Origin of the sequence: Peribacillus sp. NPDC058002, from assembly GCF_042886655.1 — a bacterium.
GTDB lineage: Bacteria > Bacillota > Bacilli > Bacillales > DSM-1321 > Peribacillus > Peribacillus aracenensis.
The window spans coordinates 1-26,220 of sequence record NZ_JBHVQU010000010.1; the positions used below are offsets into that span (position 1 = coordinate 1).

20 protein-coding genes, 1 pseudogene and 1 other annotated feature are annotated in these 26,220 nt (G+C 43.3%); of the genes and pseudogenes, 11 read left to right on the forward strand and 10 right to left on the reverse strand.

Features of this window, described 5'->3' with window-relative positions:
* Positions 1–1,246: branched-chain amino acid transport system II carrier protein (gene brnQ, locus ACFVSH_RS03795; RefSeq protein ID WP_387704941.1), on the reverse strand; the 1,246-nt coding region annotated here is incomplete at its 3' end.
* 367 nt (positions 1,247–1,613) lie between these two features.
* Here brnQ and ACFVSH_RS03800 point away from each other — a divergent pair.
* On the forward strand, positions 1,614–2,180 hold the full coding sequence (locus ACFVSH_RS03800; RefSeq protein WP_387603052.1) for a sugar O-acetyltransferase: 567 nt from the start codon (positions 1,614–1,616) through the stop codon (positions 2,178–2,180).
* Positions 2,181–2,223: 43 nt separating this feature from the next.
* Here the strand turns inward: ACFVSH_RS03800 and ACFVSH_RS03805 are convergent, their stop codons facing one another.
* On the reverse strand, positions 2,224–2,868 hold the full coding sequence (locus tag ACFVSH_RS03805) for an SDR family oxidoreductase (RefSeq protein WP_387704942.1): 645 nt from the start codon (positions 2,866–2,868) through the stop codon (positions 2,224–2,226).
* A gap of 359 nt (positions 2,869–3,227) precedes the next feature.
* Here ACFVSH_RS03805 and ACFVSH_RS03810 point away from each other — a divergent pair, with 359 nt between their 5' ends.
* From ACFVSH_RS03810 to ACFVSH_RS03820, 3 genes are all read left to right on the forward strand, one after another.
* Positions 3,228–3,491, forward strand: coding sequence for a CD3324 family protein (locus ACFVSH_RS03810; protein WP_101225543.1), 264 nt, complete (start codon positions 3,228–3,230; stop codon positions 3,489–3,491).
* 159 nt (positions 3,492–3,650) lie between these two features.
* Positions 3,651–4,286, forward strand: a complete 636-nt coding sequence (locus ACFVSH_RS03815; protein WP_387704943.1) for a FusB/FusC family EF-G-binding protein — start codon at positions 3,651–3,653, stop codon at positions 4,284–4,286.
* Positions 4,287–4,431: 145 nt separating this feature from the next.
* Positions 4,432–5,001 (forward strand): MEDS domain-containing protein, encoded by a 570-nt coding sequence (locus ACFVSH_RS03820; protein WP_387704945.1) that lies wholly within the window; start codon positions 4,432–4,434, stop codon positions 4,999–5,001.
* Positions 5,002–5,053: 52 nt separating this feature from the next.
* On the opposite strand, the pseudogene ACFVSH_RS03825 reads toward ACFVSH_RS03820, so the two are convergent.
* The 3 genes and pseudogenes from ACFVSH_RS03825 to gltB all read right to left on the reverse strand — a co-directional run.
* Positions 5,054–5,176 (reverse strand): annotated as a pseudogene (locus ACFVSH_RS03825) (cytidine deaminase); the annotation flags it as partial.
* 193 nt (positions 5,177–5,369) lie between these two features.
* On the reverse strand, positions 5,370–6,851 hold the full coding sequence (gene gltD / locus ACFVSH_RS03830) for a glutamate synthase small subunit (protein ID WP_387704947.1): 1,482 nt from the start codon (positions 6,849–6,851) through the stop codon (positions 5,370–5,372).
* A 16-nt stretch (positions 6,852–6,867) separates the two neighbouring features.
* Positions 6,868–11,418 (reverse strand): glutamate synthase large subunit, encoded by a 4,551-nt coding sequence (gltB, locus tag ACFVSH_RS03835; RefSeq protein WP_387704949.1) that lies wholly within the window; start codon positions 11,416–11,418, stop codon positions 6,868–6,870.
* A 133-nt stretch (positions 11,419–11,551) separates the two neighbouring features.
* Here gltB and gltC point away from each other — a divergent pair, with 133 nt between their 5' ends.
* The 3 genes from gltC (at position 11,552) to ACFVSH_RS03850 (ending at position 13,722) form a co-directional block, all read left to right on the forward strand.
* Entirely contained in the window at positions 11,552–12,454 is a 903-nt protein-coding gene (gltC, locus tag ACFVSH_RS03840; RefSeq protein ID WP_387603069.1) for a glutamate biosynthesis transcriptional regulator GltC, read from the forward strand.
* A gap of 150 nt (positions 12,455–12,604) precedes the next feature.
* Positions 12,605–13,000 (forward strand): spore coat protein, encoded by a 396-nt coding sequence (locus ACFVSH_RS03845; protein WP_387704951.1) that lies wholly within the window; start codon positions 12,605–12,607, stop codon positions 12,998–13,000.
* 122 nt (positions 13,001–13,122) lie between these two features.
* A complete protein-coding gene (locus ACFVSH_RS03850) occupies positions 13,123–13,722 on the forward strand; it encodes a hypothetical protein (RefSeq protein ID WP_387704952.1) in 600 nt (199 codons plus the stop codon).
* 963 nt (positions 13,723–14,685) lie between these two features.
* On the opposite strand, the gene ACFVSH_RS03855 is transcribed toward ACFVSH_RS03850, so the two are convergent.
* The 4 genes from ACFVSH_RS03855 to ACFVSH_RS03870 all read right to left on the reverse strand — a co-directional run bounded on the left by ACFVSH_RS03855 (position 14,686) and on the right by ACFVSH_RS03870 (position 21,902).
* Positions 14,686–17,856 (reverse strand): S8 family peptidase, encoded by a 3,171-nt coding sequence (locus ACFVSH_RS03855; protein WP_387704954.1) that lies wholly within the window; start codon positions 17,854–17,856, stop codon positions 14,686–14,688.
* Positions 17,857–18,180: 324 nt separating this feature from the next.
* On the reverse strand, positions 18,181–20,595 hold the full coding sequence (leuS, locus tag ACFVSH_RS03860) for a leucine--tRNA ligase (protein ID WP_260285230.1): 2,415 nt from the start codon (positions 20,593–20,595) through the stop codon (positions 18,181–18,183).
* Between the two features lie 54 nt (positions 20,596–20,649).
* Positions 20,650–20,881, reverse strand: a binding site (T-box leader).
* Between the two features lie 154 nt (positions 20,882–21,035).
* Positions 21,036–21,299, reverse strand: a complete 264-nt coding sequence (locus ACFVSH_RS03865; RefSeq protein ID WP_192206805.1) for a DUF2524 family protein — start codon at positions 21,297–21,299, stop codon at positions 21,036–21,038.
* Positions 21,300–21,395: 96 nt separating this feature from the next.
* The gene (locus tag ACFVSH_RS03870) at positions 21,396–21,902 is read right to left on the reverse strand and encodes an SMI1/KNR4 family protein (RefSeq protein ID WP_387704957.1); all 507 of its coding nucleotides are present in this window, start codon (positions 21,900–21,902) and stop codon (positions 21,396–21,398) included.
* A 168-nt stretch (positions 21,903–22,070) separates the two neighbouring features.
* Between ACFVSH_RS03870 and mnmL the strand changes: the two genes are divergently transcribed.
* The 3 genes from mnmL to ACFVSH_RS03885 all read left to right on the forward strand — a co-directional run bounded on the left by mnmL (position 22,071) and on the right by ACFVSH_RS03885 (position 24,132).
* Positions 22,071–23,030 carry a tRNA modification radical SAM protein MnmL/YtqA gene (gene mnmL / locus ACFVSH_RS03875; RefSeq protein WP_387704958.1) on the forward strand — a complete coding sequence of 320 codons (960 nt, stop codon included), beginning with the start codon at positions 22,071–22,073 and terminating at the stop codon, positions 23,028–23,030.
* A complete protein-coding gene (gene mnmM / locus ACFVSH_RS03880; protein WP_192206807.1) occupies positions 23,027–23,599 on the forward strand; it encodes a tRNA 5-(aminomethyl)-2-thiouridylate-methyltransferase MnmM in 573 nt (190 codons plus the stop codon). Before mnmL ends, mnmM begins: the two co-directional genes overlap by 4 nt.
* A 137-nt stretch (positions 23,600–23,736) precedes the next feature.
* Positions 23,737–24,132, forward strand: a complete 396-nt coding sequence (locus tag ACFVSH_RS03885; protein WP_387704960.1) for a hypothetical protein — start codon at positions 23,737–23,739, stop codon at positions 24,130–24,132.
* A gap of 68 nt (positions 24,133–24,200) precedes the next feature.
* On the opposite strand, the gene ACFVSH_RS03890 is transcribed toward ACFVSH_RS03885, so the two are convergent.
* Positions 24,201–25,004 carry an alpha/beta hydrolase gene (locus ACFVSH_RS03890; RefSeq protein WP_283916070.1) on the reverse strand — a complete coding sequence of 268 codons (804 nt, stop codon included), beginning with the start codon at positions 25,002–25,004 and terminating at the stop codon, positions 24,201–24,203.
* Positions 25,005–25,214: 210 nt separating this feature from the next.
* Between ACFVSH_RS03890 and ACFVSH_RS03895 the strand changes: the two genes are divergently transcribed.
* Positions 25,215–25,733: a gamma carbonic anhydrase gene (locus ACFVSH_RS03895; RefSeq protein ID WP_387603185.1), complete on the forward strand. Its 519-nt coding sequence runs from the start codon at positions 25,215–25,217 to the stop codon at positions 25,731–25,733.
* Positions 25,734–26,220 lie beyond the last annotated feature (487 nt).

The following is a 26,220-nucleotide window of genomic DNA, read 5'->3' on the forward strand; positions in this document are numbered from 1 at the left end:
CCCCTACACTATATAGTGGAAGGTATTGATTGAAAAGGTCCGAAACAGCTTCCATTTTAATGCCTGATGCCACTATTCCATCCATTATGCTGATGATCGCCGTTAATAATAAGCTTCCTAAATATACCTCCGATTTCCCTTTGAAAAAGGAATGGAAGAATGTTAGAACAATCAAAACGATCGCTACAGGATAAAGAGCCGTTAACACAGGCACTGTAATCGAAATGAGCTTGGTCAAACCTACATTGGCAACAGCTGCACTAAAAACAGCGAAAATGACGACATATGATTTATACGATACAGCAGGCAGTATTTTATTGAAATAAGTAGCACAAGCCGTTATCAAACCGATGCTTGTCGTTAAGCATGCAGCGATTACAATCAACCCTAACAACACGGCACCAGCCGGTCCGAAAAAGTGATTCGAGGCTTGAGCCAAAACGTCTCCGCCATTCCCCAGCTGACCGAGTTTTTCCACACTTGTTGCCCCGACATAAGTCAATGACGTATAAACGATCACCAACAAAGTGGCAGCTATTATGCCAGCTTTCACACAAGATCTTAACACTTCTTTTCTTGATGTTATCCCTTTATCTTTGAATGCATTGATGACAATGATTCCAAATGCAAATCCGGCCAGCGTATCCATAGTCAAATACCCTTCTTTGAACCCCTTAAAGAAAGAATTATCTGAATAATTAACCGCTGGTGACTGGATTTCACCCATTGGATTAATGATGGCTACCACAATGAGGATCCCGATGAAAATCAATAATAATGGTGTTAATATTTTCCCGACGATATCCAGCATTTTTGATGGATTGATGGATAATAAACAGGCAATTCCAAAGTATATGATCGTGAATATCAGCAATGGTAAAAAGCCGACATCATTAGAAAGGAAAGGTTTAATCCCTATTTCGTAGGATACACTCCCTGTTCTGGGAAGTGCGAAAAGCGGTCCCAAAGACAAATAAAGAACGACTGTGAAAATGATGCCGAATAATGGGTGTGCCCTGCTTGCAAGCGATTGAACATCATTTTTTCCCGAAAAACCAAATGCCAATATTGTAATGAATGGCAAACCGACCCCAGTAATGATGAATCCTAAACTGGCCGTCCATAAATTAGTCCCGGCGGATTGCCCGAGCATGGCAGGGAAAATTAAGTTTCCTGCACCAAAAAATAAAGCAAAAAGCATTAACCCTGTTACAATGATAAAAGAAAGTGGTGCTTTCTGTGTCATATAGAGCCCTCCATTGTGTTGATTATCTTAACGAAGAAAAGAGTCGTCCATCAATTTCCCGTAAAAAAAAGTGCCAAGAACTGCGAACGTATTCTACCTATCTGTTAAAATATACCTTCATGAAACTATCAATCATCCATAACTCTCCTTACTATAAAATCAGGCGGAACGTTTGTCAAAGTTATTTCATTCATTATTCGGAAAAATCTTTCTTTTCTAATTTCTTTTTCAGGAAAATGAGCGAGGCATTTAGATTCAACAGAAAAGTTGAGTAAAAAGTACTGCAATTTATTTTGCAGAAAAAATATTTCAATATTCTGATATCTACCAAAACCATCTAAAAACCAAGTAAATAGGAGGAGTTAACATGAATACGGAAAAAGAGAAAATGGTGAGCGGGGAACCTTACATGGCCGCCGATCCGGAATTAGTAAGAGATAGGGAAAATGCCAGAAAGTTGACCCGGTTATACAATCAGACAACGGAAAGCGAAGGAGATGAACGAACAGCCCTGCTGAAACAGCTTTTAGGTTCCACTGGTCTAAATGTATATATTGAACCCACTTTCCGTTGTGACTATGGATACAACATTTCTGTCGGGGAAAACTTTTATGCTAATTTCGATTGTGTCATTTTGGACGTTTGTGAAGTGAAAATTGGCAGGGACTGCATGTTGGCTCCCGGAGTGCATATCTATACAGCCACACACCCGCTGGATCCCTTTGAACGCAGTTCTGGAGTGGAATACGGAAAACCTGTTACGATCGGGGATCATGTATGGATTGGCGGAGGGGCCATCATCAATCCTGGTATAACAATAGGGAATCATTCCGTCGTCGCTTCAGGGGCAGTCGTAACAAAGGATGTTCCTGAAGGCGTTGTTGTCGGCGGAAACCCAGCGAAGGTCATCAAGCATATTGAAGGAATTAAATAAGGCAGGGCCCACTCACCCTGAGTGGCCCTGCCCTCCTTTTTCGTTAAATTTTCCTTAATGCTTCCGCGATTGCAGTATCACCAGAAATTAAATCAAATGAACGCTTGTAGGTATTTTCTTCAGTTAAAGAAGCAAAAATCGTTCGAGCCACATCTTCACGGGCAATCGAACCTCTCTCCAATTCTTCGGCGGCTGCCACTTTGCCTGTCCCCGGTTCATTCACCAGACCGCCTGGCTTAATGATGGTATAATTTAAATCGCTTTGTAACAATGCCCTATCCGCGTAGTGCTTGGCCACATAATATGGTTTGATGGCTTCATTCCAGTTTTCGCGATTATTGGCCTGAAAAGCACTCACCATGATGAATCGGTTGATTCCCAAGTTTTCTGCCGCTTCAATCGTTTTTACAGCACCATCCAAATCAATCAACAGCGTTTGATCAGCACCGGTGCTTCCTCCGGATCCTGCTGTAAACACGATGGCATCGCAGCCTTTTGCCGCATTCGAAATCTCATCCACCGATCCGGTTAAGCTCACGAGAGCAGATTCAATTCCCTTTTTCTCTAAATGCTTACTTTGTTCTTCTTTACGAACCATTGCCCGTACACTATGTTCCGGGCTATCTTTTAATAAATCTACAAGATATTTACCGATCTGCCCATTTGCCCCAACTACGAATACTTTCATAAAGGTCAGCTCCCATAATGGTTAGTTTGGTTTCCATTCAAATTATTTCATGGACTCAGAACATTATCAAACAATCAGCCCGCCGAGTCATCTTTAACATTGGAAATAGTTTGGCAACCACCCTTATATATTTTATAATAAAAACAATACGTGTTCTTCAGGGACATAACGGGGAGGTGTAAAGATGGCAATCAGAATGTTAATGCCACCTTCTGCAGCATCTCATGCAAAGCCCAGTATTGGAGGCGATACTTTGCATGGGGTTGAATTAAGCTAAACTTAATCGCCCGCCTTATCTTTTCTAATATTCGGCTTTGCACCTTATTTCATTTTTAAAAAAGAATAAGGGGCTGGCAGAAATGAAATATGTAAAAGCGACGGCCGTTTTGCCTGAAAAGCTGATCGTTGAAATTCAAAAGTATGTGCAAGGTGAAACCATATATATCCCTAAACCTGAAAAGGCCCATCACAAATGGGGAACCCGTTCGGGATCAAGGGAATTGATCGATGACCGAAATGCCTCTATTAAATATGCATTCAAAGACGGTCATACCATCCATCAATTAGCAGAGGAACATTTTCTCTCCGCGGAAACCATCAAGAAAATCGTTTATTCCAAATAGGATTGCATGGGTAGCACTGGTAATGATATCAGTGCTATTTGTATGCCGAGTATGTTTCTTAGTCGTTTTCCCCCTTTTAAAGCAGATGCGATTTCTATAAAGTAAAGAAAAACGATATCATGTGAAAAGTAACGAGCAACAGAAACAGGAGTGAAGAAAATGGAAGCTTTTATCAGGAGCGAGCAGTATAACTTCATAAAATCCCAAACACAGATTCTCATAAATGGACACGCGACGGCCAACGATAAGGATGTGATCAACACCCTGAAAACAGTCGCCAAAGAACGAGTATTAAGCTTATTCAGCGACCTGAGCGAAGAGCAAAAACAACTGCTGGATCCAGTAGATACCATTAAAGATCCCGCACAAGCCGAAGCCTTTCTCTTACAGGTAAAGCCATTTGTGATCCCATTTAAAGTAGTAACCGAAAAAACGATAAAAAAATTATTTCCTAAAGCAAAGAAATTAAAAGTCCCTTTGTTGGAAAAAATTGATTTGAGAGAGATTTCATATTTGGGATGGGATGATGTCGGTTCCGGGAAAAAATTCATCATTGCCCCCCATCATAATAAACTCACCGGATTGCATGGAACCATTAAACCTGCCAACAAAAAAGGGATCTGTGCCATATGCAGTCGCTTTGAAGAAGTAGGGATGTTCATGTCTGAAACAAAAGGAACCGTCCAAGGGACATTTATTAGAAAAGGGAATTATATTTGTCTGGACAGTATGAAATGCAACCAGAACGTAACAACTTTGGATAAAATGACTGACCTAATCGAGCGGCTGAAATAATAAGGAAAAGCGATCCTTCAATGGCGAAGGATTGCTTTTTAGTTTTTGCTAAGCACGAAGCGGTCAGTTTAAAAAATTCCCATTTTTGTCCCGCTTATGGAATTCAAGTATAATTGAAGCGATACAGGAAAGAAGGATTGATATATTGAAAAGCAAAATGAATCAGTTGTTCCAAGACCAAAAAAACGTTCATGTGCTGTATTCCTATAATGAAATGGAAAAGTACATTAAACAAGTTTTGAACTTCATCCAAGATGGCATCGCAGCGGGAGATTATGTCATTCTTGTTGAAAATGACCGTATTTACCCCATTATTCATAAAGAACTGAGCACACGGTTAACGAAAGATCAAATGGAGTTCCTTCACTTTGTGAACAACTTCGATTTCTATTGTTCAAGCGGCAGTTATCATCCTCCTGCAATCGAAGAATACTTTAATAAAACGGTACAGCCCTATGTGGAAAATAAAATCTCTTTCCGATCATGGGCACATGTGGAATGGGCAACCATGGAAGAACCGCTGCATATAATAGAAGATTTTGAGAGAACAGTAGATGAAGCTGTAAATCTGATTTCGTTTCCTTTAATTTGTGCGTACAAAGGTGAGAGGATGCCAGACTACCTGAAAACCATATTGCTGGAAACACACCCTTATGTCCTAAAAGACAATGATATCATCATGTGTGAACAATACTTGCCATCTAGTTTGAAATAATAAACAACACGCTTATGAATTCTCCTAAGCGTGTTGTTTTCCGTTGGATTGATCATGAGTCCCTCGTGTATTTATACGGCAGTAATTCACCGATTTTCACCTTGACCGTTTCCCTATTAACATTCAATATGACAAAGCATTCTTTGCCATAATCCGAGATTAATTCCCGACACATCTCGTGTGTTTCGGCGTTTTACTCGTGAATTCCAACCATTTACTCGTGAGTTTCGACCATTTACTCGTGAATTCCAACCATTTACTCGTGAATTTTGGCCTTTTACTCGTGAATTCCAATCATTCACTCGTGAGTTCCACTTTTCCCACCACAAAAAAAAGAAGCACCATTATGGCACTTCCTTTTTTTAAAATTAAGGCAAAACCGTTGCGCCCATCAAGTAGCGGTCCACTTCTCGCGCTACTTCGCGGCCTTCATTGATTGCCCAAACGATGAGGCTTTGCCCTCTCCTTGCATCTCCGGCAGCGAAAACTCCTTCGACATTCGTTTTGTATTCGCCATAGACGGCATCAATTTTTTGATTTACTGTTTCTACGCCAAATTGAGTTAATAGCGGCATTTCGGTTCCTTCAAATCCGATTGCGATGAAAACGAATTGTGCAGGCCATACTTTTTCAGTTCCTGGAACTTCCCTGAAAATGTACATTCCGTCTTCGCCTTTGATTTTCTCCATTGAGATTGTGTGCAGTTCTTTAACGTTGCCATTTTCATCGGCTACAATTTTTTTGGTTTGGATTGAATATTGTCGCGGATCTGCACCGAATTTCGCTTCCGCTTCTTCATACGCATAATCAAGGGAAAATACATTCGGGTAGGCTGGCCACATATTATCGGATGTACGGGCCGTCGGAAGGATTGGATGCTTCCCGAATTGCACGACGCTCTTACATTCCTGGCGAAGGGCAGTTGCGACACAATCAGCTCCTGTATCCCCGCCGCCGATGACGATGACGTCCTTCCCCTTTGTGTCTATGAACTTGCCGTCTTCAAAATTGGAGTCCAACAGGCTTTTAGTCGAAGTCGTCAAGTAATCCATAGCAAGGTGGATGCCTGATGCCTCGCGTCCTTCAATTACCAGGTCACGCTGCTTTTGGGCACCTGTGCAAAGGATGACTGCATCATATTGATTTTGCAGTTCTTCGGCTGTTATATCTTTGCCTACTTCTGTATTGGTAATGAAATCGATGCCTTCCTGGGTCAATAATTTAATTCGGCGTGCAACGACATCTTTTTCAAGTTTCATGTTCGGGATGCCGTATGTCAACAGCCCCCCTGCACGGTCTGAGCGCTCATAAACCGTTACCGAATGACCTGCCTGATTCAACTGGTCGGCACTCGCCAATCCAGCCGGGCCTGAACCGATGATGGCAATTTTCTTGCCGGTTCTGCTTTCAGGGATGCGAGGCGTGATCCAGCCATTTTCAAATCCTTTGTCGATGATGGTCCTTTCAATGTTCTTGATGGTAACGGCAGGATCGCTTATAGCTACCGTACAAGAACCTTCACAAGGGGCCGGGCAGACGCGCCCGGTGAATTCAGGGAAATTATTCGTTTTCGATAAACGGTCCAATGCTTCTTTCCATCTGCCGCGGTACACCAAATCATTCCACTCCGGGATCAGATTATGAATCGGGCAGCCTGTTGTGACCCGGTTCAATTCCATGCCCATATGGCAGAAAGGGGTGGCGCAGTCCATACACCGCGCTCCCTGTGTACTTAACTTTTCATCAGAGAAAGGAGCTGTATATTCTCTCCAGTCACTTAAACGAGTGAGAGGATTCCGGTCTTTTGGTTTTTCTCGCGGGTAATCCATAAATCCTGTTGCTTTTCCCATCTTTCTCTCCCCTTCCTTACTGCATCACAGCTTGTTTAGTGATTTTTTTATCTTGAACGGCATTTGCTTGGAAAGCACTCATGATCGCTTCTTCATCCGTTAGCCCTGCACGCCTCTGCTCATTGATGCTTTTGATCATCCGTTTGTAATCTTTCGGAATGACTTTTACGAATTTCTTGGCAAAATCCGCCCAGTTCTCCAGTACATACGATGCTTTGGCACTTTCAGTATAATGAACGTGGCTGTAAAGCATTTCTTTTACTTCGTTTGCATCATCCATATCATCAAGCGTCTCGAATTCTATCATTTCACCATTGCATAATGCCTTGAATTCTTCTGCATCATCAGCAAGTACATAAGCGATGCCGCCTGACATGCCCGCCGCAAAGTTTTTGCCGACGTTGCCCAGAATGACCACGCGTCCGCCTGTCATATACTCACAGCCATGGTCGCCAATTCCTTCAACGACGACGTTGACTCCACTGTTCCGTACTGCAAATCGTTCTCCCGCACGGCCATTCATGTAGGCCTCGCCGCTTGTTCCACCATATAAGGCGATATTTCCGGCAATAACATTGTCCCCAGCCTCAATCTGATTGCCAGCAGGTGCCGTGACAATGATCTTTCCGCCAGATAAGCCTTTCCCAACATAGTCATTGACATCACCTGTCAAATACATCGACATCCCTTTTGGAATGAACGCACCGAAGCTCTGGCCTGCCGATCCCGTAAAACGGAGTGTGATCGTATCTTCAGGCAGCCCTTCTTCTCCATAGCGTTTGGATACTTCACTGCCGACAATCGTTCCGACCACACGGTTCACGTTTGTAATCGGGAAGCTTACGTCCACCTGGGTTTGGTCATCCAAAGCAGGCTCCACAACCGGTAAAATCTCACGGATATCCAGGGATTCATCAATTTTATGATTTTGGGGAAGTTGATATGTACGTATCCCCTCCGGTTGGAAAAGTAGTGTCGTCAAGTCCAGATGCTTCGCTTTCCAATGGTTTTGCGCCCGCTCGCTCACTTGTAAAACATCAGTGCGGCCGACCATTTCTTCCAGTGTTCTAAATCCAAGCTCGGCCATCGTTTCCCGCACTTCCTCAGCGATGAAGCGCATGAAGTTCACGACATGATCCGGATCTCCTGTGAATTTGCTGCGAAGCTCAGGGTTTTGAGTAGCTACCCCGACTGGACATGTATCCAAATGGCAAGCACGCATCATGACACAGCCAAGGACCACAAGCGGTGCTGTAGCAAAGCCGAATTCTTCCGCTCCAAGGATAGCTGCCATGACCACATCGCGTCCCGTCATTAACTTTCCATCCGTTTCAAGGACTACACGGCTGCGCAGGCCATTCAGCATCAATGTTTGGTGTGCTTCGGCAAGGCCCAGCTCCCAAGGAAGACCTGTATGTTTGATACTTGTTTTTGGTGATGCCCCCGTACCGCCATCATACCCGCTGATAACGATGACATCCGCGGCTCCTTTGGCCACACCGGCTGCAATCGTGCCTACGCCTGCTTTTGATACAAGTTTGACGCTGATCCTGGCATCACGGTTCGCATTTTTCAAATCGTGAATCAGCTGTGCCAGATCTTCAATCGAATAGATATCATGATGCGGAGGCGGTGAAATCAGGCCGACACCTGGCGTGGAACCACGGACCTCTGCGACCCAAGGATATACTTTGTTCCCTGGCAGCTGGCCGCCTTCACCCGGCTTTGCACCTTGCGCCATTTTGATTTGAAGTTCATCTGCATTAACAAGGTAATGGCTTTTCACTCCAAAACGACCGGATGCAATTTGTTTAATTCCGCTGCGGCGGTCATCGCCGTTTTCATCAAGTTGGTAACGGCTAGGATGCTCCCCGCCTTCACCGCTATTGCTTTTTCCGCCTAAACGGTTCATCGCAATCGCTAATGTTTCATGTGCTTCCTGACTCAAAGAACCGAATGACATCGCTCCCGTTTTGAATCGGCTGACGATGGATTCCACGGTTTCCACTTCATCTATGGAAATGCTTTGGCGTTTCTGATCGAACGAGAATAAATTCCGTAAAAACCCGAGTCTCTCTTCATTCGCCATGTTTGAATATTGCTTAAATAAATTATAGTCGCCTTTCCGGCAGGCCCATTGCAGTGTATGGATCGTTTTAGGATTGAAAGCATGATGTTCCCCTGTTTTTCTCCATTGAAAATCACTTCCGCTTTCAAGGGTTCGGTCAAGTGAATCGGCTGCAGCTTTCCTATGGAGAATCAGCGCCTCATCTGCGATCGTTTCCAAATCGATCCCACTAAGCTGCGATGCCGTACCGCTGAAATAGCGTTCGATCACTTCAGCACCGATTCCGACCGCTTCGAAAATTTGTGCGCCGCGATAACTTTGTATCGTTGAAATCCCCATTTTCGACATCACTTTTACGATGCCTTCTGTCAACGAGCGTACATATTTCCTTACCGTTTCTTCGTAGCTGATGGACAAACTGCCTTCCAATACCGCCTGCTTATATGTTTCATAAGCAAGGTATGGGTAAATCGCATCCACTCCATACCCGATCAGGGACGCATAATGATGGACTTCCCTTGCTTCCCCCGATTCAACGATAATGCTCACTTTCGTACGGTTCCCATGACGGATCAGCTCTTGATGTAGGGCACTCGCAGCCAGCAGGGAAGGAATCGCAGCTTTTTCTTTGCTCATATCCTTGTCAGATAAAATCAAAAGGCTGACACCATCAGCGATCGCTTGTTCCGCTTCACGGCAGATGCGATCGAGTCCACTACCTAAATCTTCTGAAAATAAAGTGTGAATGACTTTGCTCCTGAATTCAGGATAGGCATTTTCTTTCAACTGCTGCATTTGGCCTGGCGTCAATACAGGTGAATCCAATTGAATGCGGCGGCTGTTCGTTTCATCCGGTTTCAGCAAATCTCCTTCCGCACCCAGAAATGTCATCGTTGACGTGACGATCTGTTCACGAAGTGAATCGATTGGCGGGTTGGTTACCTGTGCAAAAGATTGCTTGAAATAGTTGAATAGCGATTGCGGGCGATCTGATAAGACCGCTAATGGAATGTCATTCCCCATGCTGCCAAGTGGATCTTTGCCTTCGTTAATGACCGGCAGTAAATATTTTTGGACATCTTCATACGTGTATCCGAACGCTTTTTGCCTGAATAACAAATCACTCAATGGCTCCCCTTCGAGCGCAGGTTCTTCGTCACGCAATTGAACAAGCTGTTCGTCCAGCCATTGCTGGTATGGTTTTTCCTGAGCCATTTCCGACTTGATCTCTTCATCGGAGACAATACGGCCTTCCTCTAAATCTATTAAAAGCATTCTGCCTGGGCTTAAACGATCTTTATATAATACATTCTCCGGCTCCACATCGATCACGCCGACTTCGGATGAGAATATGATGTAATCATCTTTTGTCACATAATACCTTGCCGGCCTTAAACCATTTCGATCAAGGATGGCACCGATTTGCTTGCCATTCGTAAAGGATATGGCCGTCGGACCATCCCATGGCTCCATGAGCATGCTATGGTATTCGTAAAATGCCTTCTTTTCCTTCGTCATATGCGGATTCTCCGTCCACGGTTCAGGAATGAGCATCATCGCCGCATGTGCCGGCTTACGCCCGGCAAGCACGAAGAACTCAAGTGCATTATCAAGAATCGAGGAATCACTGCCGTCTATATCCAGAATAGGCAGGACCTTTTGCAAGTCATCCCCGAATGCTTCCGACACGAACTGCTGCTCACGCGCTTTCATCCAATTCACATTGCCCCTAAGCGTATTGATTTCGCCATTATGGATCAGGTAACGGTTTGGATGTGCCCGTTCCCAACTAGGAAAAGTATTCGTGCTGAAGCGGGAATGCACTAAAGCAAAAGCCGAAACGAAAGACTCCTGTTGAAGGTCAAGATAAAAAGCATCCACCTGCTCTGGCGTCAATAATCCTTTGTATACGATCGTAGCACTTGAAAGGCTTGCAAAATAAAAACGTTTGCCGCGTTCACGGGCCCAGTTTTCAGCTTGTTTTCTGATAATGAACAATTTACGCTCAAAAGCTAAATCATCTGTCAGCCCAACGCTTGCCCCGATGAAAACTTGGCGGATCGTCGGACATGTCTCCTTGCCGACCTCCCCGATTTTCGTTGCATCAACAGGAACCGTTCTCCAGCCTAATAGCGTTTGGCCCTCTTGTTCGATAAATGCATTCAAACGAGTTTCGATTTCATTCCGTTCATCATCATTGTTAGAGAAAAAGAGCATGCCTACACCATAGCGTCCTTTTGCCGGCAAATTCATTTCCGGGCATGCCAGCCTGAAATATTCATCAGGAATCTGTACCATTAATCCTGCGCCATCTCCTGTAAGGGGATCGCTGCCTTGTCCGCCGCGATGATCTAATTGGCACAGCATATCCAGTCCTTGTTTGACGATGTCATGTGTAGCAAGCCCTTTTAAATGAGCGTATAAACCGATCCCACATGCATCATGTTCAAATTCAGGATGGTAGAGCCCTTGTGCTTTTGGTATTTGATTGTATGTCATATTAATCGCCCCCATCGTATTCTTACACCGTTATGTCACTTACATTTATTCTAGGTTTTCAAATCGATATAAACAATATATAATTCTAGTAGAATCTATCTCACTTTGAGATGAATGTCAGGAGGATGAATAAATGGAACTACGCCAATTACGTTATTTTGTTGAAGTCGCCGAGAGAGAACACGTCTCTGAAGCCGCAGAGCACTTGCATATTGCACAATCAGCGATCAGCCGGCAAATCTCCAGACTGGAAGATGAGCTTGGCGTTCTTTTATTCGAGAAAATCGGCCGTAATATCCAGTTAACGCCCATCGGTAAAATTTTCTTGATTCATGCAAAAACGGCGATACAGGCGATAGAATATGCCAAATATCAAATTGATGAGTTTTTGGACCCTGAACACGGAAGCATTAAAATCGGGTTCCCGACCAGCCTTTCCACCCATTTACTTCCTACCGTCATTTCCGCTTTTAAAGATGAGCAGCCGAATATCGGCTTCCATTTAAGACAGGGATCTTATTCCTCGTTAAAGGAAGCTGTCAAAAATCGCGAAATCGGATTAGCCTTCCTTGGGCCGATTCCGACAAACGATCCAGATATCGAAGGTCATATCCTGTTCACGGAAAACATTTCCGCTTTACTGCCGATAACGCACCCATTGGCCGAAAGGAAAAGTCTGCGTCTAAGTGACTTGCGAAATGATCCCTTCGTCTTGTTTCCAAAAGGATACATCTTTCACACTATCGCTCTCGAAGCATGCAAAGCAGCCGGTTTCACACCGAACATCGCCTCGGAAGGTGAAGACATGGATTCCATAAAAGGGCTCGTATCTGCCGGAATCGGAGTCAGTCTGCTCCCTGATAGTACCTTTTATGAAGTCATTCCAAGACTGACTGTCAAAATCCCGGTCGATTCACCCGAAGTCAAACGAACTGTCGGCATCATCACTTCCAAAAACAGGGAGTTGGCACCATCAGAAAAACTTTTTTACCAATTTACCAAAAAGTTCTTCTCTGTTCTCGAGCAATATCAATAAAAAACGGCGATCCTCCTGAACTGTGAATGTGAAGGAAGATGGGACAGCCTTTTCCATTAACAAATAACGTAACAAGATTATTCGTTCGGGAGGAATATACATGAAACACTTGAGCTTCATGAATTGGTCGCCGCCCAGTCCAATGCTCTTATGAAATTTAAAAAAGCTTATCCGAAAATAAAAGATCCCATTTTAAAAACGATATATAGGCAAACGATCGATTCCCTTACCCAAAACATCATGGATCTGCTGAAATTTTATCCATTGACGCCTAGGACGGGCCGGGATGACGCATCAGCCGCTGCTGCTAGGGAATTGCTGATCTTTGCCAAATCATCCATCAAAAATTATGCTGTTACCATTACTGAAACAGCCACCCCTTCCCTTCGAAAAGTATTTAGGAAACATTTAAATGGAGCCATCGATACCCACGCCAAGATATTCCACTACCTTTATGAAAGAAACCTCTATCCTGCTTACGACTTGTACCAATTGCTTCAAAATGACGTCGATGTTTCCAATCAGACTCTTTCCCAACCATTCTAAATGCAACAAAAAGGCAAGCATAACGATTGCTTGCCTTTTTGCCGTGTCCCAATTTCACTATAATGTTATAATATACAAGATTTGGTTTTAATCAGGTAAATAGTATACAAGAGGTGAAAATCATGAAAAAGATCTTTCTATCCATCATCCTATCCCTGACCTCACTTTCGTTAGTCGCCTGTAAGGCTGATGAGCCAAAATCCGGGAATAACCTTTCAGTTCCTGAGTTGACTGCAAGGGAAAAAGCCATACTGGAGAATTCTAGTGAACATTTCTTTCTTATCGATTTCAATGTTGATGATACATACAAGGAGATGTCCGTCTGGGTCGAAAAATATGAATTTGGCAAACTTGTCGAACCAGAAATGGGACGCATGACGACTGCCGTCAGTGATAATGGGACAATCATCTTTACGACCTCCAAAACGATTGCTGATCAAAATCAGTCGATGTTCAACATCAGCATTCAAAATGACGCTGGTACGGATACAGCTACTTATCCTGAAACCATTGGTGAAATGGAATCGAGCGTATGGGGCAGTGCTGACAAACTCAAAATAAACAGCACAAAAAAGCTTGTATTGGCGAGTATTTGTTATTCAAACGAAAATGAAGGCATAAGTTCACTTTCCAATGATTTTTATGGTGATAGTGATGGCCATATGGACGAGTTGAAGAAATACGATGTCGTCTATCTTCTGAGAAGTGAATTCACTAAATGAGCTGACAAATGAAGGGGCAAGATAAATCGAACTTGCCCCTTCATTTTTTCATTTCGCCCTATTTACCGCATCAAGACCTCCCCGCCCAGTCATCTCCCTGGCCTTACAGTAACCCCAATTTGCCTCCCGACGAATTACATATATTCCACATCAAGCTAGAGAAAAACTCATGCTTTAAGAGCAATTCAAGATCGAAGTGGCGGAGTTGGCGGATCCACAAGCAAAAGAGAGTCCGCCAAGGGCTGACTCCCATAAATTCACAACCTCTTATTATTCTTATCTATATTAGTGAATTTTTTAAAGTTTTCATTTCTAAGTGAATACCAGCTACTTTATCATTGATATTTGTCACAATTAATCCAACATCCATAAAAAGGGGGTTGAAGGCAGAAGCATTTGGGTGTAATCTTTAAAAATAAAAAAACGGAAAGAAGTTCTTTAATTGAAGAAAATCATCCTCCTCTTTGCAGCAGTAGTCATCGCGAGCTCTCTCGGACATCAAATAACCGGCGGATATGTGGATCCTCGGAAATCCCGCCCTAGGTATTTACACTTTAAATAAGGAATCCGCTTTTGTGCTGGATTCCTTATATTTTCGGAAGTATTTAATCCCCTTAAATTAATCACTTTCCTCATTATTTCTCTCTAATATCAGATCATCCTCATTCGATATATAACCATCATTATCTATTTTTTTCAATAGACACGTTATAGCCATTTTTCAGTTCTATCTCGATAGGTTTTTTCCCATTTTCATCAATTTCCCACTGAATGGTTTGCAAACTTTCGGTTTTCCGTTTCATCCTTTATATCGACAAACACTCGAATGTTATCGGATGTCCTTGATAGTACATAATTCCCCGCTTGTATTTCTGTACCGACACCGCTCATCATCGAGCGGTGTTTTCATTCATTTTCTCACAAAAAAAGCCGTTTAACCTGTAAGTTAAACGGCCTTCACTGCTATTTAGATTTTTTAACGGTTACTTTTGTTGCTTTTCCTGTATTGCCCGCTTTGTCTTTTGCTGAGACGTATAATGCGGACCCTGCTTTTTTCTTGCTGATTTTGATGGAGAAGTTCCCCTTACTATCAGCTTTTGCCGTTCCGATGTTTTTATTGCTGTACTTCACGGTTACGCTTGAACCGATTTCCGCTTTACCAGTTACTTTTGTTGCTTTGTCGTTTACTTCATTCACTTTCGGTGCACCCGGAGCGGTTTTATCTTTAACCGTTACTTTTGTTGCTTTTCCTGTATTGCCCGCTTTGTCTTTTGCTGAGACGTATAATGCGGACCCTGCTTTTTTCTTGCTGATTTTGATGGAGAAGTTCCCCTTACTATCAGCTTTTGCCGTTCCAATGTTTTTATTGCTGTACTTTACGGTTACGCTTGAACCGATTTCCGCTTTACCAGTCACTTTTGTTGCTTTATCGCTTACTTCATTCACTTTCGGTGCATCCGGGGCTGTTTTATCGAGAACAGTCACGGTTGCCGCCTTGCTTTCACGTTTCGCTAAGTCTGTAGCTGTGACTGAAAGTTTAGTGCCAGCCTTTTGCTTGCTGATTTTCACTTTGAAATTCCCTTTGCTGTCCGTGTTACCTGAACCAATCACTTTTTTCGCGCTATTTTTGATCGAGATTTTCATGTCCGCTTGTGATTGACCCGTTACATACGTATCTTTGTCACTTACAGCTTTAACAGTTGGTTTGTTAGGGGTTGCACCCTTATTCACGAATACTTTGATTGAAGATACTGCTAGTTTGGAAGAATCAGAGATATTCACCGTAAGCTGCTGCGCAGCTTTTTGGACCGGAATCGTAACGGTGAATGTTCCGTTAGCTGCCGCCGTTCCTTTACCGAGTGTTTTGTTTCCGCTTTTCACTTCGATTACTGAACCTTTTTTAGCTGAACCAGTCAGTTTTGTTTGCGTATCCATCACAAGATTGACTTTAGCTTGTAAATCCACGGCACTAAGAGCACTGTACGCATTCAGTCTTCCATATCCAGATACTAAATCTTTTCCGACAGGCAGTTCTTCTTCCGGCATCATGATTTCTCCATCTTCCGGTTGATAGCCCTCATAAGGGTCTACATTATCTTCTTCTTTAAAAGCGACATATTCCGATGTCTCATGAAGGATTTCCCTTACTTCATTCACTTTCAACCCAGGGTTTCCGGATAATAAAAGAGCTGTAGCTGCCGCAACATGGGGAGTTGCCATTGATGTACCATCCATGTAGGTAACATTCCCATTAGGCACAAGGCTCGGGATGCCTGTCCCTGGAGCGACCATGTCCAATTTCGATCCATAATTGGAATAATCGGATACTAAATCAAGGGCATTGGTTGCACCGACGGATATGGCGTATTTAGATGATGCAGGATAAGAAAGGCCCTCCATCCCATCATTTCCGCTTGCTACGACAACCATTACATTCTTGGCAGCGGCATGTTTCAAGGCATATTCAATCGTCCTGCTATATTCTCCGCCCAAGCTAAGGTTTATGACCTTTGCACCATGATCCACGGCATATTTAATGCCTAGAGCAATTTTCTCATTGTCTCCATATCCTGAAGAGTCCAAGACCTTCACAGGCATGATTTTAGCTACTGGATTGATTCCTTGCATGGAATATCCATTATCCGCTTTGGCAGCGATGATTCCGGATACATGTGTACCATGGCCATTGTCATCGATCGCTTTTTCTTTCTTATCGATGAAGTTCCTACCTGACTCCATTTTAACGACACCCTGTAGATCTGCAAGTGAATCATCGACTCCTGTGTCGATGACCGCTACCAATGTATCTTTTAAATTACGTTTCTTAATAAGGTTCTGCAGTTTTTCGTTATCGATGTCCGCTCCCTTTATGCCTTCTTCCCCACCGGCGTTAGCTAAAGACCATTGATACGGCGATTGAATGTCTGCAGAAAATGCTTTGTACGTTTTTACCGGTTCGATATATTCCACTTCTGGAAGTTTTTCGATACCGGATAGTGCTGCTGTGCTCATTTTAGCTTGGTTCTTTAACTCTACTACATACATATCATCATACAGAACCTCTTGTTGTTTAGGTGCCACCGATAATGTTCCATATCCTACTCGGCTTATCTTGGATTGGACAGCGTTTAATGACTTCCCTGGTTTAAGTTTGACAATATATTTGTTCTTTATATTCTTCGAAGCAGGAAGTTCTATTCCCGCTTTGCTTGCGATATCGACGATTCTTTCACCTGCAAGCTTATCAAGGTTGATTTTCTTAGCTATGCTGTTCATTTCTTTTTTCAATCCAGCTGGAGCGACGTCTGCCGACTTATTGAATAAAGCTTTAATTGAGTCTTGCTGTTTGTTGCTAATGACTGCCGTACTGCTTGCTCCATTCTCATTAAGATCCTCAATAAGGGGCTTAATCTCGACTAAGTGTTTATAAACGGCTTCTCTTGCCGTTTTATTCCCGGCAAGATGAAGAGCCAGGAATGGCGAAGCTTTATAGTATAAAGAGGAAAGGGTGCGTCCCTCAGGCGACTTCGTGAGAACCTCATCTCTAAACACGCGGAGTGTTTTCAACATGGATTCTCCCGTTTTCTTATCGTTTACACTCACTTCAACCGGGCATGATTCGAGATCCTCCCCTTCGTCCCCGGCAGATGGCGGCAATGTTACTGAATGCGCATTGATGGAGTATTCAGCTACATTTTCCGCATCCGGGATCGGATTTCCCTCATCATCCGTATCGCCGAAATATTCAACTTTAACATAATATGTTCCTTCCCAAGCATATGGGAAATCGACAACGGCTTCTTCATCAGGATAAGAAGAGACCATATAATTACTCTCATCTTTTTCTGCTTTTTCTTTATCTTGATATACGGAGATATTCAAGATTTTGTCCGAATTGACTTCGAATTCAATGTGGGAGAACTTTTGTATTTCTTCTGTTGTGGGACTGATTTGATACCATTGAACATCCGGTTTTTCAAACTTTCCGTCCAGAGTGTCCCCATTTTTAATCGTTTTTACATTTTCAACGGGTGTTGCTGGTGCAGCTTGAGAATTTAGCGGAATCATCAAGCTGAAAATCAGTGAAAAAATTAGTACACACGCCGTAATTCGACTCACATTCTTAAATTTCACGGTTTCCCCTCCAATAATTGGTTAAAAAATAACAGTACTATACCAAACTATCACACTGTAAAATTTTATCAACCAATTTTTTCCCTTTTTTATGTCAAATGCTTGATTTATTTGTCCATCAAGCCGAAAAATGATTCACATGTACCAATTAAGCAAGCTATTTGAGTTCCGATGGTCATCTCATGACGATAGTCGTTGCCAATATTCGATAGATTCAAATCGGTGAAAATCCTAACATGACCTATTTCCTATGGCCGGTCAATGACTGCGAAAAAAAGCTGCCCCGCAGTAAAAGTATGCGGGACAGCTTCCAATCATTATTATTTAGTTGGCGACGATATTGACTAATTTGCCTGGTACGGCAATCACTTTACGAATGGTTTTCCCATCGATTTGTTCTTTGATGGAATCATCACCCATCGCGATTTCCTCCAGTTTTTCTTTCGTAGTGTCAGTCGGCACCATTAATTTCGCTTTGACTTTTCCGTTGATTTGGATGACGATTTCGACTTCGTTATCCACTAACTTCGCTTCGTCGAAAGCAGGCCATGTTCCGTACGTGATGCTTTCGGAATGACCCAGTTTAGACCAAATTTCCTCGGCGATGTGCGGTGCAACTGGTGCAAGCAGCTTTACGAAGCCTTCGATATATACTTTAGGAAGCGAATCCGCTTTATAAGCATCATTAATGAATACCATCAATTGTGAAATCGCCGTATTGAATTTCAATTCCTCATAATTCTCGGTCACTTTTTTAACCGTTTGATGATAGACTTTCTCGAGCTTGCCCGTGTCATCCGTTTCTGTCATCTTATCTGTGATCGTACCGTCATCGTTGACCAATAAACGCCAGATACGGTCAAGGAATCTGCGAGAACCGTCCAATCCGTTTGTGGACCAGGCAATCGAAGCATCCAATGGCCCCATGAACATTTCGTACATGCGAAGTGTATCGGCACCATGGCTTTCAACGATATCATCCGGGTTCACGACATTCCCTTTGGATTTACTCATTTTTTCATTATTCTCGCCAAGGATCATTCCTTGGTTGAATAGGTTTTGGAATGGTTCCTTCGTTGGCACGACACCGATATCATACAGGAATTTATGCCAGAAACGAGCGTAAAGCAAATGAAGCACCGCATGCTCGGCGCCGCCGATATAAATGTCGACCGGCATCCATTCTTTTAATTTTTCAGGATCTGCAAGTGCTTCCTTGTTGTCAGGATCGATATAACGCAGGAAGTACCAGCTGCTGCCTGCCCACTGTGGCATCGTGTTTGTCTCACGGCGCCCTTTTCGTCCGTTTTCATCCGTAACATTCACCCATTCCGATATGTTCGCAAGTGGTGATTCGCCTGTACCTGAAGGCTTGATGTCCGTAGCTTTTGGTAAAATCAACGGAAGATCTTCTTCCTTCACTGGAGACATCGTGCCGTCTTCCCAATGGATGATTGGAATCGGTTCGCCCCAGTAACGCTGACGGCTGAATAACCAATCGCGAAGGCGGTATGTTATTTTCTTCGTTCCGATTTCTTTCTCTTCCAGCCATTTGATCATGGTCGAAATGGCTTCTTCTTTATTCAATCCATCAAGGAATTCCGAATTCACATGAAGACCATCGCCTGTATATGCTTCACTTGTCACGTCTCCGCCAGCTACGACTTCCTTGATCGGCAAGTCGAACTTGACTGCAAACTCATAATCACGCTCATCATGGGCAGGAACGGCCATGATTGCTCCTGTTCCGTAGCTGATCAACACGTAATCGGCAATCCAGATTGGCATTTTTTCGCCGTTTACCGGGTTAATGGCATAAGCCCCCGTGAACACGCCTGATTTATCCTTTGCCAAGTCTGTTCTTTCCAAGTCGCTTTTATGTTTCACTTCATCTAAATAGGCCTCAACTGCCGCCCTTTGATCAGCCGACGTAATTTTATCGACAAACTGATGTTCAGGTGCCAATACGGCATATGTTGCCCCGAATAACGTATCCGGACGAGTCGTGAACACCGTGAATGTTTCATCAAAGCCATCGATATTGAATGTAACCTCCGCTCCCTCGGAACGGCCAATCCAGTTACGCTGCATATCCTTGATGTTTTCCGGCCAATCCACATCATTCAGATCGTCGATTAAGCGGTCTGCATACGCCGTGATACGAAGCATCCACTGTTTCATCGGACGGCGCTCGACCGGATGGCCCCCACGCTCACTTTTCCCATCGATGACTTCTTCGTTAGCCAATACCGTACCAAGTGCCGGACACCAGTTAACGGCCACTTCATCAATATATGCAAGGCCCTTTTCATATAATTTCAAGAAGATCCATTGCGTCCATTTGTAATAGTCGGGATCTGTCGTGTTTATTTCGCGATCCCAGTCATAAGAAAAACCAAGAGCTTTGATTTGGCGGCGGAACGTGTTGATGTTGTGTTCCGTGAATTCAGCTGGATCATTTCCCGTATCGATCGCATATTGCTCTGCAGGAAGTCCAAAAGCGTCCCAGCCGATCGGGTGCAATACATTATACCCCTGCGCCCGTTTCATCCGTGCCAGGATATCGCTTGCCGTATAACCTTCCGGGTGCCCTACATGAAGACCGGCCCCTGAAGGATACGGGAACATATCCAGCGCATAGAATTTGCGTTTGCCGCTTTCTTCACCCGTTTTGAATGTCTTATTGCCTTCCCAATACTTTTGCCATTTCGTTTCTATGCTTCTATGATCAAAACTCATATGATTTCCTCCTAATTTCCGTATAAAAAAACAATAAAAAACCCCTCATCCCAAAATAGGGACGAGAGGATTATGTATATCTTCCCGCGGTACCACCCACATTGGCGATAGCTAAAATCCGCCCAGCTTAAAACATCCGTAACATGGATTAAAACGCCAGGCATTACTTTTCACCTTCACACCCGGGACTCCAAGGCGAGTTCACGACCATCCCAGGTTGACTTGCACCATCCGTCAACTCTCTTTACTGGTTTAAATCGTTACTATTCCTCATCACAGTCTTTATGAGAATATTGCATTTTATTTTATTCTAGTCAATTTCACCGACAATTGCAATAGCCGTACATAAACATTATCGACAGGTTTTTCATTATATATGCGAATTAAAGAAAAATTGCGCAAAAAAGGGAGCTATTCATTCATAGCTCCCTTGTTTCCATTTAATGTCGCAGTAAGATCATTTCATTCCTCAATTGATTCAACTGCTGCTTCATCCGCGAAAGCATTTCCCTTTGCTGGTCATTCGAACTGGCATACAATCGCTCCATATCCGTCAAAGCCTCTTCGATATACTTTTGCGAATTTTGAAATTGTTCATCATCATAATGCTCCTGCCGTGAGGCCTCGTTAAATTCATACTCTGCAAAATGGAGAGCCCCTTCACATTGCTCTAAAAAATGATCGACGGATTGTCTGGTTGCCATTTCAAACCCTCTCCTTCGCGTCTCATTTGGATGATTCGGAATCATCTTGTCTAGTTTGAGCAAATAACGGTTGGATTATCATTTTTTTTTGAGCATTCAAGCTTTATCCCAAAACTTCTCACCTTGATGGGAAATGAACCGCTCGATCCATTCAGCAAAGCCCATATGGAGTTTCTCGCCTTCTTCAAAATCATCGATATGGCCTTTTACCATTAAATACTCCTTATCGCCTTTAGCGACTGCTTCTCCATCGATGACGATATTATCTTGATAAATGCAGGCCACTTTATAGCATCCCTCGTAGGAATTTTCATATGTGTAATTAATAATATCATCCAGACTGTATAAATCATTTTCCCCACCCGATTCCACATTATCGAACAGACGGCATCCATTGGTTATTTTTAAAAACTCCTTATAATCCTCGGGCAGAAGCAGTCCGGTTTTCTTTTCAAAGGAATGAATTTGTTCATCCGAAGCAGGTGAATTGAAGGTGCAAGTCGCTTTGTATATGAACCCATCTTCATTTACTTCGATCACCTGATTATTTTCGGCTAATTTCTTTTTCATTTGATTAATCGCTTCTTCAACTTGACCGGTCATGTCCATCAGCTCCCGATTGGATATAGTCATTCAAAGATATACTGGAAATAGCAGCAAAATGTTTAGCCTTCAAGTATACAGTATACGCTTATTTTCCGAAAAAAGACCTAGCTGCGAGAATGTTGTATAATATATGTTGCTCTTTATTTTATTTAGGAGGTTGCTGATTTGAATCAAGCAAACCCGTTTATATATGCAACGGATAACAAACGATATCATACATGGAATTACCACCTAAGGGAACATTTTGGACATAAAGTCTTTAAAGTTGCCCTGGATGGGGGTTTTGACTGTCCGAACCGTGATGGCACCGTCGCACATGGCGGCTGTACCTTCTGCAGTGCCTCAGGATCTGGTGACTTTGCGGGCAACAGGGTTGAACCCCTCGACGTCCAGTTCAAGAAGATCAGCGAACGGATGCATCATAAATGGAAAGATGGAAAATATATGGCTTATTTCCAAGCGTTCACGAATACGCATGCACCCGTGGCAGAGCTTCGCGAGAAATACGAAAGTGTATTGACCCAGGAAGGTGTCGTCGGACTCTCGATCGCGACACGCCCGGATTGCCTTCCAGATGATGTAGTCGAGTATTTAGCGGAATTGAACGAACGCACCTACCTTTGGGTGGAGCTTGGTCTCCAGACCGTTCATGAAAAGACTGCAACGATGATCAACCGTGCCCACGACTTCGATTGCTACAAAGAAGGCGTCGATAAACTGCGCAAACACGGCATCCGCGTATGCTCCCATATCATCAATGGCCTACCTCAGGAAGATTACGGCATGATGAAGGAAACAGCCCGTGAAGTCGCCAAACTCGATGTGCAGGGGATAAAGATCCATTTACTTCATCTATTAAAAGGGACACCGATGGTCAAACAATATGAAAAAGGCCTGCTCGAATTTCTTGACCGTGACGATTATGTCAGCCTGGTATGTGACCAGCTCGAAATAATCCCTCCAGAAATGATCGTCCATCGCATTACGGGTGACGGTCCGATTGATTTGATGATCGGTCCAATGTGGAGCGTCAATAAATGGGATGTCTTGAATGCCATTGACGCCGAATTGAAACGCCGCAACAGCTGGCAGGGAATAAATCATCACACGGAGGTACAATCATGAAGCTTGATCGAATTTTGCCATTCGCCAGGATTCTGCTGGAAAAAGCGGTCCGCCCCGGGGATATAACCATGGATGGCACGATGGGCAACGGCTTTGATACGGCCTTTCTTGCAGGGCTTACAGGTGTAAATGGACATGTCTATAGTTTTGATATTCAGAAAGAAGCGATCCAAACCACAGCGGCGAAACTGGACGCCGAGAATTTACAAGAGCGCTGCACCCTCATTCACGATGGGCATGAACATTTAAGCAAATACATCAAGAATGAACATTCCGGAAAGATCACAGGTGCCATTTTCAACTTAGGCTACCTTCCTGGCGGAGACAAATCAATCATTACCCAAGCCGATACGACAATATCAGCCATTGAACAGCTGTTCGGACTGATGGCGCCTGAAGGCATCATCATCCTCGTCATTTACCATGGTCATCCGGGGGGATCGGAAGAACGGGATGCATTGATGGATTACGTAGAGAACTTCCCTCAACAGAAAGCCCATATCCTGAAATACGGATTCATCAACCAAGCAAATAATCCGCCATTCATTGTCGCGATTGAAAAAAGATGATGACTTTTGACACCGTTCGCCACGAACGGTGTTTTTTCAATCCCAACTCGCAGGCAGCAGAATTACCAATCATAACTTTTTGAATTTTTCGTCTATAATGATTATAATGATAGAAAATAGATAAGAGGGTGCAGAAAATGGAACATTTGCCTACTTCATTACTGACGGATATATTGACTGAAAAAATCAAAAGAGATTCAAATGAGCAATACGAAGATTTTGTCAGCTCGCTTAACTCGTTGACAGAAAAACAAAAAAACATGGAGGACCTTAAACAATTCGATCATCATTTTGATAAGTTCCTGCCACAGCTCGATTTAATGATTTCCACCCAAAACCATGAATCGATCATGAATATGAAAGCGACTCTTTTGGACCTATTCGCCAATGACTTGACCTTCAAATCCATTTATCTTCTATCGACCGCATTATCCAATAAAAAAGAACTTACACATTTAAACCAATTTATGTATCCGGTTACTTTCTGGGCACCGGTCATCAAATCGAATGAAATGCTAAGAAACGCAGGCTGAACCAAATATAAAAAGCTGCCGAGATTACATTCGGCAGCTTTTTCATTTATCGTGAAAGTATGTACTGATCAAACGACATACCCTAATATCTTTAAACGGTTTTCAACAAAACTCAGCGCATATTGAAATACATCATCTCGCTCTGGTTCATTGAAGATTTCATGATAAAGCTTCGGCCATTCCTTATATTGCTTTTCACTGGCCAAGTTATAATTAAACCACTCACGAACCGCCTTCTTATTCACGATTCGGTCATCTCCGCCCTGCATGACCAAAAGCGGCACATCCTGAAATTCAGGGATCTCTTCAAAAGCATCCTTCATGGCCTGTGCGAGCTCGCGATACCAGCGGATTGAAACCTTCGTGATATATAATGTATCGTTTCTATCGGATTCACGGATTTCCGCACTTCTCGTCGCCATTTCAGGTGTCAATCCGGAATCTACCCTGAACTGAGGCATCACGATGTTCAAACCATGCGAGATGGTTGTAAGGAACTTTGGCGGCTTCGTCACGAGGCCCAAGCATGGAGAAGAAAGAATCACCCCTGCAATGTCCCATTCCTCTTCCTGAAGAAGGCGTATCGAAATCAAACCACCCATGCTGTGTCCAAGCAAAAAGACCGGCAACGAATATTCGTAAGCCTCTTCTATCCAGCTTTTCACTTCGTCCAAATACTCATCAAAGGAATCGATATGTCCCCGGTAGGCGCGAGTTGTCATACCCTGCCCAGGAAGGTCGCCCATGACGACATGGTATCCAGCTGAAAGCCACATTTGTGTTACCCACTTATAACGTCCGTGATGTTCCATTGCCCCATGAATGATGACAATGACTCCTTTTGCGTCTCCTTCTGTCTCCCATTTCCACATTCGAAATCCCCCTTTCGCTTTTCACTTGTTGTGTACGATTCATGATAGTCAAAATAATATATATAAATTATAACCATATTCGTGATTTTCGACAAAAAAGAAATCTAACAAGTTGTACATTGCTATTATAAATAGCCAAGTGTATTTACATACGGTATATTAAAATAATACATAAAAACATTCACTTCGGAAAGGAAATGATTGAAATTGATTATTTATCCGTATAAAGGCAAAGAACCTGAAATCGCTGAAAGCGCTTATATCGCTGAGAATGCTGTCGTGACAGGTGATGTCAAAATCGGCGACGAAACATCCATTTGGTTCAATTCCGTCATTCGCGGTGATGTATCCCCAACCATCATCGGGAAAAAAGTCAGTATACAGGATAACAGCATCCTGCACCAAAGCCCAAATAATCCATTGATCATCGAGGATGAAGTGACCATTGGCCATCAGGTCATTTTACATAGCTGTAAAATCCGCAAAGGAGCTTTGATCGGCATGGGATCGATCGTACTAGATGAAGCCGAAATCGGTGAAGGGGCCTTCATCGGTGCCGGCAGTCTCGTTCCCCAAGGTAAAGTCATTCCACCGAACATGCTGGCATTCGGACGTCCAGCTAAAGTCATTCGCGAAATCAACGATGAAGACCGCCAGGATATGGAACGCATCGTACGTGAATACGCCGAAAAAGGACAATACTATAAAACGGCTGAACGAATAAAGTAACGCACGACCAATTGACTGAAAGTTACGAGTATTATACTGTAACTCACCAGTAAACGTTACAGACTCACGAGTAAATTGCTCTGACTCACGAGTAAACTGCTCTAACTCACGAGTAAATCGCTCTAACTCACGAGTAAATCGCTCTAACTCACGAGTAAACTGCTCTGACTCACGAGTAAAACGCACTAATTCACGAGTAAATGCTAACTCACGAGTATAAACTGCTCTAACTTACGAGTAAACTGCTCTAACTCACGAGTAAATCGCTCTAACTCACGAGTAAACTGCTCTGACTCACGAGTAATTGCTACTAACTCACGAGTAAAACGCTCTAACTTACGAGTAAATTGCTCTGACTCAGAGTAAACTGCTCTAACTCACGAGTAAATTGCTCTAACTCACGAGTAAACTGCCCTAACTCACGAGTAAAACGCTCTAACTCACGAGTAAATCGCTCTAACTCACGAGTAAACTGCTCTGACTCACG

Coding starts and splice junctions, on each gene's coding strand:
- ACFVSH_RS03800 (WP_387603052.1), top strand. CDS start 1,614: ATGAATACGGAAAAAGAGAAAATGGTGAGCGGGGAACCTTACATGGCC.
- ACFVSH_RS03805 (WP_387704942.1), bottom strand. CDS start 2,868: ATGAAAGTATTCGTAGTTGGGGCAAATGGGCAGATCGGTAAATATCTT.
- ACFVSH_RS03810 (WP_101225543.1), top strand. CDS start 3,228: ATGAAATATGTAAAAGCGACGGCCGTTTTGCCTGAAAAGCTGATCGTT.
- ACFVSH_RS03815 (WP_387704943.1), top strand. CDS start 3,651: ATGGAAGCTTTTATCAGGAGCGAGCAGTATAACTTCATAAAATCCCAA.
- gltD (WP_387704947.1), bottom strand. CDS start 6,851: ATGGGAAAAGCAACAGGATTTATGGATTACCCGCGAGAAAAACCAAAA.
- gltB (WP_387704949.1), bottom strand. CDS start 11,418: ATGACATACAATCAAATACCAAAAGCACAAGGGCTCTACCATCCTGAA.
- gltC (WP_387603069.1), top strand. CDS start 11,552: ATGGAACTACGCCAATTACGTTATTTTGTTGAAGTCGCCGAGAGAGAA.
- ACFVSH_RS03845 (WP_387704951.1), top strand. CDS start 12,605: ATGAAATTTAAAAAAGCTTATCCGAAAATAAAAGATCCCATTTTAAAA.
- ACFVSH_RS03850 (WP_387704952.1), top strand. CDS start 13,123: ATGAAAAAGATCTTTCTATCCATCATCCTATCCCTGACCTCACTTTCG.
- leuS (WP_260285230.1), bottom strand. CDS start 20,595: ATGAGTTTTGATCATAGAAGCATAGAAACGAAATGGCAAAAGTATTGG.
- ACFVSH_RS03865 (WP_192206805.1), bottom strand. CDS start 21,299: ATGGCAACCAGACAATCCGTCGATCATTTTTTAGAGCAATGTGAAGGG.
- ACFVSH_RS03870 (WP_387704957.1), bottom strand. CDS start 21,902: ATGACCGGTCAAGTTGAAGAAGCGATTAATCAAATGAAAAAGAAATTA.
- mnmM (WP_192206807.1), top strand. CDS start 23,027: ATGAAGCTTGATCGAATTTTGCCATTCGCCAGGATTCTGCTGGAAAAA.
- ACFVSH_RS03885 (WP_387704960.1), top strand. CDS start 23,737: ATGGAACATTTGCCTACTTCATTACTGACGGATATATTGACTGAAAAA.
- ACFVSH_RS03890 (WP_283916070.1), bottom strand. CDS start 25,004: ATGTGGAAATGGGAGACAGAAGGAGACGCAAAAGGAGTCATTGTCATC.